The sequence below is a fragment of the Paenibacillus sp. PK1-4R genome (assembly GCF_030369595.1).
GTDB lineage: Bacteria > Bacillota > Bacilli > Paenibacillales > Paenibacillaceae > Paenibacillus.
On the sequence record NZ_CP126535.1, the window covers coordinates 3,288,282 to 3,301,577 of the forward strand.

13 protein-coding genes are annotated in these 13,296 nt (G+C 44.1%); 11 read left to right on the forward strand and 2 right to left on the reverse strand.

Going from position 1 to position 13,296, the window contains the following annotated elements:
• Positions 1–70: 70 nt before the first annotated feature.
• Positions 71–1,213, forward strand: coding sequence for a DUF4309 domain-containing protein (locus QNO02_RS14375; protein WP_289392521.1), 1,143 nt, complete (start codon positions 71–73; stop codon positions 1,211–1,213).
• A 97-nt stretch (positions 1,214–1,310) separates the two neighbouring features.
• On the opposite strand, the gene QNO02_RS14380 is transcribed toward QNO02_RS14375, so the two are convergent.
• Both QNO02_RS14380 and QNO02_RS14385 read right to left on the reverse strand, forming a co-directional pair.
• Complete coding sequence (locus tag QNO02_RS14380; protein WP_289392522.1) at positions 1,311–2,285, reverse strand: DMT family transporter; 975 nt, start codon at positions 2,283–2,285, stop codon at positions 1,311–1,313.
• A 157-nt stretch (positions 2,286–2,442) separates the two neighbouring features.
• Positions 2,443–3,003, reverse strand: a complete 561-nt coding sequence (locus QNO02_RS14385) for a TetR/AcrR family transcriptional regulator (RefSeq protein ID WP_289392780.1) — start codon at positions 3,001–3,003, stop codon at positions 2,443–2,445.
• A 200-nt stretch (positions 3,004–3,203) separates the two neighbouring features.
• Here QNO02_RS14385 and QNO02_RS14390 point away from each other — a divergent pair, with 200 nt between their 5' ends.
• The 10 genes from QNO02_RS14390 (at position 3,204) to glyA (ending at position 13,162) form a co-directional block, all read left to right on the forward strand.
• Positions 3,204–3,611 (forward strand): cupin domain-containing protein, encoded by a 408-nt coding sequence (locus tag QNO02_RS14390; RefSeq protein ID WP_289392523.1) that lies wholly within the window; start codon positions 3,204–3,206, stop codon positions 3,609–3,611.
• Positions 3,612–3,923: 312 nt separating this feature from the next.
• The gene (locus QNO02_RS14395) at positions 3,924–4,913 is read left to right on the forward strand and encodes a LacI family DNA-binding transcriptional regulator (RefSeq protein ID WP_289392524.1); all 990 of its coding nucleotides are present in this window, start codon (positions 3,924–3,926) and stop codon (positions 4,911–4,913) included.
• The gene (gene rbsK / locus QNO02_RS14400) at positions 4,906–5,784 is read left to right on the forward strand and encodes a ribokinase (RefSeq protein ID WP_289392525.1); all 879 of its coding nucleotides are present in this window, start codon (positions 4,906–4,908) and stop codon (positions 5,782–5,784) included. Before QNO02_RS14395 ends, rbsK begins: the two co-directional genes overlap by 8 nt.
• A complete protein-coding gene (gene rbsD, locus QNO02_RS14405) occupies positions 5,784–6,185 on the forward strand; it encodes a D-ribose pyranase (protein ID WP_091030583.1) in 402 nt (133 codons plus the stop codon). Before rbsK ends, rbsD begins: the two co-directional genes overlap by 1 nt.
• 14 nt (positions 6,186–6,199) lie before the next feature.
• A complete protein-coding gene (locus QNO02_RS14410; protein WP_091030581.1) occupies positions 6,200–7,681 on the forward strand; it encodes a sugar ABC transporter ATP-binding protein in 1,482 nt (493 codons plus the stop codon).
• A gap of 10 nt (positions 7,682–7,691) precedes the next feature.
• Positions 7,692–8,654, forward strand: coding sequence for an ABC transporter permease subunit (locus QNO02_RS14415; protein ID WP_371129067.1), 963 nt, complete (start codon positions 7,692–7,694; stop codon positions 8,652–8,654).
• 13 nt (positions 8,655–8,667) lie between these two features.
• The gene (gene rbsB, locus QNO02_RS14420) at positions 8,668–9,600 is read left to right on the forward strand and encodes a ribose ABC transporter substrate-binding protein RbsB (protein ID WP_091030579.1); all 933 of its coding nucleotides are present in this window, start codon (positions 8,668–8,670) and stop codon (positions 9,598–9,600) included.
• Between the two features lie 323 nt (positions 9,601–9,923).
• Positions 9,924–10,667 carry a YggS family pyridoxal phosphate-dependent enzyme gene (locus QNO02_RS14425; protein ID WP_289392528.1) on the forward strand — a complete coding sequence of 248 codons (744 nt, stop codon included), beginning with the start codon at positions 9,924–9,926 and terminating at the stop codon, positions 10,665–10,667.
• Positions 10,668–10,686: 19 nt separating this feature from the next.
• The gene (locus tag QNO02_RS14430) at positions 10,687–11,892 is read left to right on the forward strand and encodes a benzoate/H(+) symporter BenE family transporter (RefSeq protein ID WP_289392781.1); all 1,206 of its coding nucleotides are present in this window, start codon (positions 10,687–10,689) and stop codon (positions 11,890–11,892) included.
• A 25-nt stretch (positions 11,893–11,917) separates the two neighbouring features.
• Positions 11,918–13,162, forward strand: a complete 1,245-nt coding sequence (gene glyA, locus QNO02_RS14435) for a serine hydroxymethyltransferase (RefSeq protein WP_289392529.1) — start codon at positions 11,918–11,920, stop codon at positions 13,160–13,162.
• Positions 13,163–13,296: the final 134 nt, after the last annotated feature.

Here is a 13,296-nt window from a genome sequence, read left to right on the forward strand (position 1 = left end):
GATGGTATACGATTTAAAATTAGAAAAGAGCTGCTAGATTTTTATTTTTTTACTAAAAGGAGAGTCAACGATGATACACCCTAAACACAACGCAAAATGGGCTTCTCTGGCCTTACTTACCTTAATCGGCTATGTTCTGAGCGCATTGCTCCTGCTACCTACTAATGCCGCTGCCAAAGGAGAGCAAATCTCTGCCAAACAGCTCGCAAGTATGAGCCGGCTTTCATTTACGCTTCGTGATGCCAAACAAACGGCTTACACCGTTTATATTTTCGCTTATGATGAACAGAAGAGCACGCTGACCGAAGAAAATGGTTGGACAAACAATAAAAAAGGCGACAAGAGTTATTCAGGAACGTATCGTGCAGCCTTGCTGAAAAAAGGTGCAGCATACGGAACAGTCCAAGCAGCAAAACTGGATCTGAATACGATTATTTTGCCGCAAACCTGGAACTTCGTTGTGAAAAGCAAAGAGGCTAGTACACCAGACATGCTGATGATTACCGATTGGGGAACTTCTAATTTTAATGAAGTGAAAACCTATATTGTTCGTTCCGGGGAATTGCGCCGTGTAACATATGTTGATAATAAGGGTAAAAAAATCGACGATTCCTACTCTGCAAGCAGAGATGATGGAATTCGTACTCTTTCAGGTGCCCGAGTACAGTTCAAAAATTACAACAACCTGCAATTTGTCTATGGAGTTAATACGTTTAAGCTGAATGTGAACAAATTGGAATTGCGTTTGGAAGATACGCGTAACCTCCGTTCAAAAGCTTGGCCGAACTCGGGTGTTGGCGATCGCGCTTACCTGAAAAGCTTGAAGGATGCTGCTTTAAAGGGTGCATTACCAGGCCGGATGGACATCAAGATTGGCATGACGCTTCAAAATGCGCAAAAAAAGCTGGGGAAACCAACCTCTCGTTCAAATGAGGAATGGGGAGCGTTCTATTATTATTCTAAATTCGGCGTCGGATTTGATTCATACATGCACGAGCTTACCAATAAATCACGTATTGCCGTTTTTGATTTGTACAATGAGAAGCAGAATCTGTCACCATGGAATGTGAAAATATGGATGGGGAAACCTTCCTCAGAGTATTACAATGAAGTCGTTGGTGGTTATGAGATGGTATACCAATTGGGTAATCACGCCATTGTATTCAATTATGAGGAAGAAGAGGACTTGATTGACTTTACGAGTATATATTAAGCTATAACATCGTAAGAAACAAAAGTGTATCGTATTTTTATTTACAAAAAAGCCGCTAAATAGCGGCTTTTTTGATTTCCATGAGATGGACTGTAGTCTATTTTATTGGAGTGTTATTAGAGCTTTGCACAGAACGCACACGATTGACTAAATAAATGCCGACCGACACAAACAGTAATGCAGCCAGGTTTTTTAGCTCGAAAATCGTTTCGCCTAAGAATAAAGCCGATAATAATGCTCCAAACACAGGGATAAGGAAGTTGTAGACAGACACTCTTCCGACCTTATTGTATTTGAGAAGCAGATTCCATAGACAAAATGCAACGGATGACAGCAAGGCCAAGTAAATCAAGTTACTGGTGGATTCCAGGGTGAAATGGGTAACCTGACCGCCGAGTAAGAGACCTAACAGCGTAAGTACCAATCCCCCGACGAATAAGCTGACACCTGTGATAATCAGAACATCGATTGTAGCAGTGAGACGTTTTGCGTAAAGGGCCGTAACGGAAAAAACAAGTGCAGCTATAATAACGAACCCTTCACCTGTGAACGAAAAGGAAAAAGCAAGCAGATCCGTATGGAAGTTTACGATGATTACACCGACAAATCCGAGCAAGCAGCCAACGATTTTATTTCTGCTTAACTTGTCGTTTTTATAGATGAAATGGGCCAGAACAACACTAAAGAAGGTCGTCGTTGCATTCATAATGGAGCCTTTGACACCCGTTGTATTGGCTACACCGACGTAAAAAAACATATATTGCAAACCGGTTTGCAATATACCTAGCATGATGAGGCTTGTCCACTGTGGTCTGGACAATTGGAGCTTCTCTTTTCTAACGATACGAGACAGGAGCAAGAGCAGCAAGCCCGCCAGTGTAAATCGGTATCCGGCAAATACATACTTGGAAGCAATATCTTCCGGCAGAATGTTAAACGCGATATATCCAAGTTTGATGGATGGGTACGCACTTCCCCATAAAAAACAACACAGGCTTGCCACGAGCATGACAAAAATGGGATCACTAAATTTACTCGGTTTTTGATTTTCAAGGGTATTTCTTTCTATCACTTTCAATCTTCTCCTCACATTTCATGCACATATGTATGTACGTATCTAATATCCTCACTGACCATATCACATAACGCCAATGTTTGTAATGATAATTAATAAACCGCTCCCCAGGTGGTAAGATTATAAAGAAGGAACGGTTCATGAGGAGTCTATGTCATAGATTCCTTTCTAATAAAATCCCAACTTGTTCTGCGACAATGTGAGGTTGCCGAGGTAATCCATTCGTGAAATAGGATTCCACGATACCAACGATTGCTGTACCAAAGAACGTAAGAATAACTTCTTTCGTTAGTCCTTTATTTTTGCCCTCCGTTACATTCACCTCATCTTCCAGTTCTTCAATGACGAGAGCCAGGAAGCGATTGCGGAAAAAAGGGGCTCCTTTACTCAGTAACATAGCCGAGAAGAATGAATAATGAACTTCAAAATAATCGAACCAAAGTACATTGCTTTTTATAAAATCCAGATCGGATGCTTCTTTGCACAATCTTCTTAGTTCATCAATATGTTCTTCAATTAATTTATCCAGCAAGTCAAATTTGTCCGAATAGTGATGATATATCGTTCTGCGGCCGACATTTGCATGATCAGAGATATCTTGCATCGTAATGTTATCAAAAGGTTTCTCGTTCATGAGTTTGATAAAAGCGGATTTGATCGCTTCCTGAGACTTTAGTATTCTTCGATCTGTAATAGAAACGATAGTAATCACCATTCTTTCCAGAGAGTAATTGCACAAATGTTGTCTCCTTGCGCCATAAGGCACAGATCGGGTTCATTTGATCCTTGCAGAGGCAGTGCAATTATTTTATATTATACACGAATGTGCGATATCGCACGTATGTGTGTAATCATTTTTAGGTCAACATAGGAGCAGGACGCATTAATCAATAAGATCATATTGGAGGAAATGAAATGGCTAAACATGAAGAAGTTAAAGATGGAGTGATATTCCCGGTAGGAGAAAAAAACGAAGCATTTGCACAATATTTTGTAGGGCAAAGTTATCTCCAATCCTTGGTTGCTGATCCCAAAGTGAATGTGGGTGTTGGGAATGTAACGTTTGAACCGGGATGCAGAAATAACTGGCATATCCATCGCGGTGGATTTCAGCTGTTGTTAGTGACTGGTGGGGAAGGTTGGTATCAGGAAGAAGGAAAACCTGCTCAATTCCTAAAAGCCGGCGATGTTATTGTGACTCATGATGGTGTGAAACACTGGCATGGGGCCGCTAAAGATAGTTGGTTTGAACACATTGCGATCACTGCAGGTACACCGGAATGGTTGGAACCTGTTACAGATGAAGTATACGAGAAGTTGTAAAATAAAAGCTATGAATTGATTTTATCGAAAAGGTTACTCCTCATTTGTTAAATTAAAGCTAATTAAGTTCAGCGAGATTGCTGATTTTTATGTTGATCTGGGTGCCATCACTCTAAGTTTTAATCGAGTGTTGGCCTTTTTACGTCTATGAAGTATCGATCTCCCTGCCAGGTGAAAAACCATGATACAGATGGATTCCAGTGCACATTCATGTATACTTGGAGAAATTTCCAGAATGAAAACGCTTGTCAAATTGAAAATAATATGATAATTTAATGTCTGTAACCGGTTACACATAGAGGAGAGCAACTCATGACAACAATTAAAGACGTAGCTCAACTGGCTGGCGTATCTGTTGCCACCGTATCCAGAGTCATTAATGATAGAGGTTATGTTCATGCCGACACACGCAAGAAAGTGGAAGATGCTGTGAAGGCGCTTAATTTTTCGCCAAATGAAGTGGCCCGCTCATTATATAAGCGCAAGTCCAAACTGATTGGCCTGTTGTTGCCGGATATTGCCAACCCTTACTTCCCGCAGTTGGCCCGCGGTGTAGAGGACAGGATGCAGGAACAGGATTACAGACTGATATTTGGAAATAGTGATGAGGATGAACGGAAGGAGCAGGATTACATCCAGACGTTTATCCAGAACAATGTGGTCGGTGTAATCTCTTCAACGAACTATCCTCATTCTTCAATATATGAAAACCTGAAGATTCCCGTTGTGTTTCTGGACAGAACTTCACTCGATCGTCCATCCGTGTATGCGGACGGCAGGGAAGGTGGAAGACTAGCTGCAAGGGAGATAATCAACCGCGGCAGTCGCCGAATCACGGTTATGCAAGGACCGTCACAGATCAGGCCCGCTCAAGATCGCTTTGAAGGAGCGATTGAAATCATCCGTGATGCTGGGTTAGACTACCAGGTAATCCAGACGACCTCATTTTCAATTAACGAGGCAGGTGTATGGGCTGAAGAATTATTCAGGAAGTATGCGGACACAGACGGGGTCATTGCCAGCAATGACATCGCAGCCATGGCAGTACTGCATGAGGCAGCACGAATTGGAAGAAAAGTTCCCGATGATGTACAAGTGATTGGCTTCGATGATATTCCAATGAGCAGTCTGCTGTCGCCGGCGTTGTCGACTATCCATCAGCCAGCATACGAGATGGGAAGAGAAGCGGCGGGATTACTTATCCAGCTTGTGGAACAAGCTGCAATAGAGAATAAAAACATACAGTTACCCGTAAGTTTCATCGAACGGGGCACTACGAGAAAGGTGAAATCAGATGGCTAAAATATGTGTAATAGGAAGCAGTTCAATGGATCTGGTAGTTACTTCGTCAAGACGGCCGGGGGCGGGTGAAACCGTTCTTGGCACCAGCTTCAAAACGGTCCCTGGCGGTAAGGGAGCCAATCAGGCTGTTGCCGCTGCAAGACTGGGTGCCGAGGTTGCGATGATCGGCCGGGTAGGCGACGATGCTTTTGGCAAAGATATTTTAGAGAACTTCAGAGCAAATGCTGTAAATACGCAAAATGTGAAACCGGTTACACATTTAGAAAGCGGAACGGCTCATATCATTCTGGCAGAAGGTGATAATAGTATCGTAGTGGTTGAAGCGGCCAATCGAGAAGTCACTCCTGCATATGTCGATGAGGCAGCTGAAGTAATTCGAAACGCAGATATCGTGCTGATTCAGCAGGAAATTCCGGAGGAAACGGTTGTTCATGTAAGTACATTATGTGCAGAATTCGGAACACCGCTGTTGCTTAATCCCGCACCGGCAAGAACATTGCCGCAAGAAGTGATCGACAATGCCGCATATATCACGCCGAACGAGCATGAAGCCGAGATTTTGTTTCAGGGCATGAGTCCGGCACAGGCATTACGTCAGTATCCTAACAAGTTGTTCATCACGGAGGGCAGTAAAGGTGTACGTTACTTTGATGGCACTGAGGAAATTCTAGTCCCAACTTATAAAGTTGAGGCTGTCGATACTACTGGGGCAGGAGATACGTTCAACGCCGCATTTGCAGTTGCTTTGGCTGAAGGAAAAGCGTTGCAAGAGAGTATACGATTCGCCAATCGGGCTGCATCGTTGTCCGTCACCAAGTTCGGAGCGCAGGGCGGTATGCCAACGCGTGATGAAGTAGAGGAGAGCTTGTAATGAAAAGAAATGGCATGTTGAATAGTCACATTTCCAAGATTTTGTCTGATCTGGGCCATACAGACATGATTGCGATTGCGGATGCAGGTCTGCCAGTACCGGATGGGGTACTCAAAATTGATCTGGCACTCAAACTGGGAACACCAAGTTTTCGCGAAGTGGTGGAAGTGATCGCAGAAGATATGGTCATTGAGAAAGTCATTGTGGCTGAAGAGATTCGCGAAGGCAATCCCGTAGCCATTCAATTCATCACAGAGAAATTCGGGGTAGAAGCCATCGATGCTTCCGTCAGCCATGAACAATTCAAAGCATTAACTCGGCAGGTGAAAGCGGTCATCCGCACAGGTGAAGCCACACCCTATGCCAATTGCATTTTACAATCGGGAGTCCATTTCGGTTAAAAGGAGGTTGCGTAATGCACATTCAGATGCAAGACATTCATAAAGCGTTTGGAACGAATCAGGTGCTGAGCGGAGTGGATTTTGAACTAAAAGATGGTGAGGTTCATGCCCTGATGGGGGAGAATGGAGCCGGCAAATCCACGCTGATGAACATTCTGATTGGTCTTCATCAGCGTGATCAGGGAACCATCACCATAGACGGAGAAGAAAACTATTTTGCAAGTCCAAAGGAAGCCGAGAAACTGGGTATCACATTCATACATCAGGAGCTGAACGTATGGCCTGAAATGACGGTGCTGGATAATCTCTTTATCGGTAAGGAACTGACATCATCCATCGGGTTGCTTAATACAAGACAAATGAAAGCGCTCGCCAAAGAACAGTTCGCTAAACTTTCTGTAGACATACCACTGGAACGTCCTGCGGGAGAGTGCTCTGTCGGGCAGCAACAGATGATCGAGATTGCCAAAGCACTAATGACTGATGCCAAGGTCATCATTATGGACGAGCCAACAGCAGCACTTACGGAGCGCGAGATCCAGAAGTTGTTTGGTGTAATCAGCTCGCTGAAGAAGGAAGGCGTATCCATCGTGTATATTTCTCACCGAATGGAGGAGATATTCACGATCTGTGACCGGATTACCATCATGCGTGACGGAAGAACGGTAGACACCCAAGCCATTCCACAGACAAGCTTTGATGAAGTCGTTCGGAAAATGGTAGGTCGTGAACTTACCGAGCGTTACCCTGTCCGGAATCCTTCTTATGGTGAAGTTGTCCTGGAAGTAAGGAATGCAAGCAGCAAAGGGTTATTCGAGAATATTAACTTCACCGTGAGAGCGGGGGAGATCCTCGGATTCTCAGGACTTATGGGTTCTGGACGAACAGAGATCATGAGAACCATCTTTGGCTTGGATACGTTGGATAGCGGTGAAATCTTCATCCGCGGGAAAAAAGTAAACATTCGTAAACCGGCAGATGCCGTGAAACATGGAATCGGATTTATTACAGAAGACCGCAAGGATGAAGGGCTGGTATTAGACTTTTCTATTCGCGAAAATATGGCGTTGACGAATCTGTTCAGTTTCTCAAACAAAGGTTTCATTTCAGCTTCGAAAGAACAAGACTTCGTAGATACACTGATCAAACGTCTACAGATCAAAACACAATCCTCCGAAACGGCAGCAAGGAATCTATCCGGGGGTAACCAGCAGAAGGTGGTTATCGCGAAATGGGTTGGTATCGGTCCAAGCGTACTTATCCTGGATGAACCCACACGCGGAGTGGATGTCGGAGCGAAGCGCGAAATCTATGAATTGATGAATGAACTGACAGACCGTGGTGTTGCAATCATCATGGTATCGTCGGAGCTACCTGAAGTGCTTGGCATGAGCGACCGAATCGCAGTTGTGCATGAAGGACACATCAGTGGCGAGGTTGCAAGGGAAGTAGCAACACAAGAACACATTATGACATTGGCCACAGGGGGACAGTGATATGACAACAATGCAGGAAAACAAAACGGCTAAAAGCGGCTTCCGTTTCTCAAGTGTGATACAAAAATTAGGACCGCTGCTCGGTTTAATCATTCTTATTCTCATCGTATCGGTGTTGAATCCAAGTTTCTTGGAACCGCTTAATATCTTAAATTTATTGCGTCAAGTCTCGATTAATGCGCTGATTGCTTTCGGTATGACGTTTGTTATCCTGACGGGTGGAATCGATCTGTCGGTCGGCTCGATCCTGGCTTTATCCAGTGCTTTTGTAGCAAACATGATGTTGTCCGGACTGGACCCGATCTTGTCCATCATTATCGGTGTAGCGCTCGGTGGTGTCATGGGTATGGTGAACGGACTGATGATTACCAAAGGCAGAATGGCTCCGTTTATCGCTACATTGGCAACGATGACCATATTCAGAGGACTGACGTTGGTGTACACGAACGGTAATCCAATTACAGGACTTGGGGATAACCTGTTATTCCAACTGTTCGGCCGTGGTTACCTGCTTGGCATTCCCGTACCTGCAATTACGATGCTGATTACCTTCATGATTCTATGGATTGTTTTGCATAAAACGGCTTTTGGCCGCAAAACGTACGCTATCGGCGGTAATGAGAAAGCTTCCATTATCTCAGGTATCAAAGTGAATCGCGTGAAAATTATGATCTACTCCCTGACAGGTATGCTCGCTGCTCTTGCAGGTGCAATTCTGACATCACGCTTGAATTCAGCGCAACCAACGGCAGGTACATCCTACGAGCTGGATGCGATCGCAGCGGTTGTATTGGGTGGTACAAGTCTTGCTGGAGGACGAGGACGCATCGTTGGTACACTGATCGGTGTTCTGATTATCGGCGTGTTGAATAATGGATTGAACTTGCTTGAAGTAAACTCATTTTATCAAATGGTTGTAAAAGGTATCGTCATTGCCATTGCCGTCCTGCTGGACCGCAAGAAAACAGCATAGGAGAGAAGCGAATATGAAAAAGTGGACTGTAACACTCATAAGTATGCTGATGATCATCGTTCTGGCCGGGTGCTCTCTGGAGCCACCGGAATGGGCCAAACCTAACCCAAACAAAAGTAACGGACAGAAGAAAATAGGTTTGTCGATATCTACACTTAACAATCCATTCTTTGTATCACTGAAGGATGGAGTCATGGCTGAAGCCAAAAAACAGGGAGTACAGGTCATCGTGGTGGATGCGCAGAATGATTCGGCCAAACAAACCAATGATGTGGATGATCTCATTCAGCAAGGCGTTAGTGCACTTCTGATTAACCCTGCGGACTCTGCAGCGATCTCCACAGCGGTTCAATCCGCTAATAGTGTGGGCATTCCTGTAATCACGCTGGATCGCTCCGCAGATAAAGGCGAAGTGGCGGCACTAGTGGCATCTGATAACGTTAAAGGCGGACGCATGGCAGCTGAATACTTTGTTGAACAACTGGGTGAGGGAGCAAAAGTCATTGAACTTGAGGGTGTACCTGGCGCTTCCGCAACAAGAGAACGGGGTAAAGGTTTCCATGAAGTGGCTGACAAGCAACTCGATGTAGTTTCCAAACAATCTGCTGATTTCGATCGGTCCAAAGGATTGAATGTCATGGAGAATCTGCTCCAGGGTAATCCTGACGTGCAGGCAGTATTTGCCCACAATGATGAGATGGCACTTGGTGCGATTGAAGCGATTCAAAGCTCAGGTAAAGACATTCCGGTCATCGGATTCGATGGCAATGATGATGCAATCAAATCCATTCAGGATGGGAAATTGACGGCAACAGTCGCTCAGCAGCCTATACTGATTGGCCAACTGGCGCTGCAAGCAGCTCTGGATGTGCTCAGTGGCAAGCAGGTGGAGTCATCGATTCCTGCTGAATTGAAGCTGGTAACCAAGGAAAATGTGAACGAGTAAATCCTCATAAAACATGTTTCTCGTTTTGGAAATAAACTTAGAATTAAACCAAGCCGCTAATATAGCGGCTTTTTTTCATTTTCAAAGTGCGTGGGCATCATATCAAACAGATTATTGGCTTTTAATAGCAACAGAAAGGTACCCAATTGAATTGTAGTCCATTTTGTAGTTTTGGATTGCTCCAATATAGAGTCTTTGGATATTTATAACCAATCCATCCGTTGCTATACTAGCATGACGTTCCACACATTCTTCACAATACATAAGGAGGAGCTAATCTCATTGATTCATTCCTGTTTTGGAATAGAAAGAAGGTGGCTGACATGAAACATCTAGTAGAAGAAAATCTCCAATCGGTCAGACAGCAAATAGCACTGGCTTGCCAGGCCTCAGGTCGCAACATAGAGGATATCAAGTTGTTGCTCGCGACCAAAACGGTACCGCTAGAGAAATTACAAATAGCTATTCAAGCAGGTGAGGTCCTGTTTGGAGAAAACAAAGCTCAAGAACTCCGAGACAAATTCCCACTCATGGAACAAAGCAAGCAGGTGGAATGGCATTTTATCGGACATCTGCAAACTAATAAAGTAAAGGACGTTGTTAAATATGTTACGCTCATCCATTCCGTAGATCGTCTGAAACTGGGTCAAGCAATACATAACCAGCTTCTCAAAGAGAATAAGACCTTAGACATTCTTGTGCAAATTAATACGTCCTACGAAGAAAGTAAATTTGGTGCCTCTCCAGAAACAGCCGTTGAGCTTGTAGAACAGTTGTCTCAATTCGAGACATTAAACGTGATAGGTTTAATGACCATTGGAAAACTGAATGCGACGAACGAAGAAACACGACATTGTTTTCGTTTGTTAAACCAGATCCGTACACAGATTAAAGAGAAAAATATTCCACGCGTAGAAATGGATATTTTATCGATGGGTATGTCTGGTGACTTCCAAGTCGCCATTGAAGAAGGAGCTACAATGATACGTGTAGGGACAAGTGTATTTGGTCAACGCTACTTACCGGACGAGTATTACTGGAATGAAAACACACGCATCGATGATTAAGTGAGAGGTAGTGTTAAATATGAAGACAGCATCCCCTTCGTTACGTGGCCGTGATTTGATATCGCCGGTGATCGCCGCTTTAATATCCGTAATTGTTAATTACGGGGGTACGTTTATCCTTGTTTTTCAAGCTGCAAAAGTGGCTGGTTTAAGCCCGGAAATGACCGCTTCCTGGATTTGGTCCATCTCGATTGGGGTAGGAGTAACAGGAATTTGGCTCAGTTATCGATATAAGGAACCGATTATTACAGCCTGGTCTACACCGGGTGTGGCGTTTCTCGTTTCAGCATTAGCGGTAACCCCTTATCCAGAAGCTATTGGCGCTTACATGATTTCAGCAGTCGGATTTATTATTTTAGGTTGGTCAGGTATGTTTGAACGTTTCGTTCGACTTATTCCCCCAGGCATCGCTTCCGGATTGTTAGCCGGTATTTTACTACAGTTTGGTATTTCGGCCTTTGGAGGGGCAAAGGTAGATCCTTTGCTTGTGATTGTACTGTTTGCAGCCTATATCGTGCTAAGAAGGTTTACTTCCCGTTACGCCATTGTTGGCATATTGGCAATTGGTTTGATTTATTTGATATGCATGGGAAAAACAGACTTCAGTACGATCCAATTGGCTGTAGCATCGCCTGTATTTGTTGTTCCAGCATTTTCGTTACAAGCTTTACTTGGCGTTGCGCTACCGCTGTTCATTATTACTTTGACAGGGCAGTATATGCCCGGAATGCTTGTTCTGCATAATGATGGATTCAAGACAAGTGCCAATCCTATTTTAGCTGTAACAGGTTTGGGTTCGCTTCTTGCAGCCCCATTTGGATCACATGCTTTTAATGTGGCAGCTATTACAGCAGCGATTTGTACAGGAAAGGATGCACATGAGGATTCAACCAAACGTTATATTGCAGGTATTGCTTGTGGGGCTTTTTATATTTTTGTCGGCATTTTTGGCGTAACATTAGCTGCTCTGTTTTTGATTCTTCCTGCTACCTTTATTGCAACATTAGCGGGATTGGCCTTACTTGGAACCATCGGTGGTAGTCTTGCCAATGCATTAACGGACCCTAAGGGACGTGAAACTGCATTGATCACGTTTTTGGCGACAGCAGCGAATGTGACTTTGCTTGGCGTGGGTGGTGCATTTTGGGGACTGTTTGCAGGAATGATGGCACATCTACTGATGAATAGTAAATTTCCCAAAAAACAGTTTGGAACGAATAAATAACCGTAATATTGAGAGGAAGATGTTCATGAAACATTTGGAGAAGCAAGATAAAGTAATAGGAATGGCTGTCCAGCAAGAGCTTGGAAGGCAGCGGGATAAGATAGAACTGATTGCATCAGAGAATTTTGTAAGTCAAGCTGTGATGGAAGCAACAGGTTCGGTATTGACCAATAAATATGCGGAGGGGTATCCGGGCAGAAGATATTATGGCGGGTGTGAGCATGTCGATACAGTCGAAGAGATAGCAAATAGTCGCCTTAAAGCACTTTTTGGCGCTGAACATGCGAATGTGCAGCCTCACTCCGGTTCTCAGGCCAACATGGCTGTGTATTTTGCCTCGGTTGAGATTGGTGACACGATCCTTGGCATGAATCTATCCCAAGGTGGTCATCTAACACACGGAAGTACTGTTAATTTTTCAGGTAGGTTTTACAATTTTGTTCCATATGGTGTCGATGCACAGACGGGCCGCATTGACTTTGACGAAGTACGTAAACTTGCTTATAAGTATCGTCCACGCATGATTGTTGCAGGTGGAAGTGCATACCCGCGGACCATTGAGTTTGAATTATTTGCCCAGATTGCCGCCGAGGTGGGAGCTCTTTTCTTTGTAGATATGGCGCATATAGCAGGAATAGTCGCAGCAGGTTTGCATCCTAACCCGGTACCACATGCCCATTTTGTTTCAACTACCACACACAAGACCTTACGAGGACCACGAGGGGGAGCCATTTTGTGCCGTGGCTCTTGGGCAAAGGCGATCGACAAAGCTGTATTCCCGGGAACCCAGGGTGGGCCATTCATGCACGTTATCGCGGGGAAAGCGGTAGCATTAGGCGAGGCATTGCAATCCGATTTCACAACATATATTGAAGGTGTTCTGAATAACGCCAATGTATTGGCAGAAACTTTGATGAATGAAGGGCTCACCCTTGTATCGGGAGGAACAGATAATCATATCGTGTTGGTTGACTTACGAACTATGGGCCTTACAGGCAAAGAAGCCGAAGCTTTACTGGATGAAGTAGGGATTACGGCGAATAAAAATGCAATCCCTCACGATACGGCAAGTCCTTTGGTTACAAGCGGTATTCGTTTTGGAACTCCGGCTATGACTTCAAGAGGGCTTGGATCCAGGGAAATGAAAGAAATTGCTCAGCTGATAGGGCTTGCTTTTAAAAATCCAAAGAACTCGGATGTAAAAAATCAAATATTAGGTAATGTCCGTGAAATCACTTCGCAATTTCCTCTATATGAAGGACTTAAATAGCTCAACAGCAGACACAAATAGAGCCTGCAATTGTTCCTAATGGATAACAATTGCAGGCTCGTAATTTGCTTGTTTATATTAAAACTTACTTTTTTGAACAGTAGAGATGTACCATAAGTGAGATTTAGGACACG

What these genes read in the sequence shown, in the direction of transcription:
- QNO02_RS14375 (WP_289392521.1), top strand. Translation starts at nt 71, where the DNA reads ATGATACACCCTAAACACAACGCAAAATGGGCTTCTCTGGCCTTACTT.
- QNO02_RS14385 (WP_289392780.1), bottom strand. Translation starts at nt 3,003, where the DNA reads ATGGTGATTACTATCGTTTCTATTACAGATCGAAGAATACTAAAGTCT.
- QNO02_RS14390 (WP_289392523.1), top strand. Translation starts at nt 3,204, where the DNA reads ATGGCTAAACATGAAGAAGTTAAAGATGGAGTGATATTCCCGGTAGGA.
- QNO02_RS14395 (WP_289392524.1), top strand. Translation starts at nt 3,924, where the DNA reads ATGACAACAATTAAAGACGTAGCTCAACTGGCTGGCGTATCTGTTGCC.
- rbsK (WP_289392525.1), top strand. Translation starts at nt 4,906, where the DNA reads ATGGCTAAAATATGTGTAATAGGAAGCAGTTCAATGGATCTGGTAGTT.
- rbsD (WP_091030583.1), top strand. Translation starts at nt 5,784, where the DNA reads ATGAAAAGAAATGGCATGTTGAATAGTCACATTTCCAAGATTTTGTCT.
- QNO02_RS14410 (WP_091030581.1), top strand. Translation starts at nt 6,200, where the DNA reads ATGCACATTCAGATGCAAGACATTCATAAAGCGTTTGGAACGAATCAG.
- QNO02_RS14415 (WP_371129067.1), top strand. Translation starts at nt 7,692, where the DNA reads ATGCAGGAAAACAAAACGGCTAAAAGCGGCTTCCGTTTCTCAAGTGTG.
- rbsB (WP_091030579.1), top strand. Translation starts at nt 8,668, where the DNA reads ATGAAAAAGTGGACTGTAACACTCATAAGTATGCTGATGATCATCGTT.
- QNO02_RS14425 (WP_289392528.1), top strand. Translation starts at nt 9,924, where the DNA reads ATGAAACATCTAGTAGAAGAAAATCTCCAATCGGTCAGACAGCAAATA.
- QNO02_RS14430 (WP_289392781.1), top strand. Translation starts at nt 10,687, where the DNA reads ATGAAGACAGCATCCCCTTCGTTACGTGGCCGTGATTTGATATCGCCG.
- glyA (WP_289392529.1), top strand. Translation starts at nt 11,918, where the DNA reads ATGAAACATTTGGAGAAGCAAGATAAAGTAATAGGAATGGCTGTCCAG.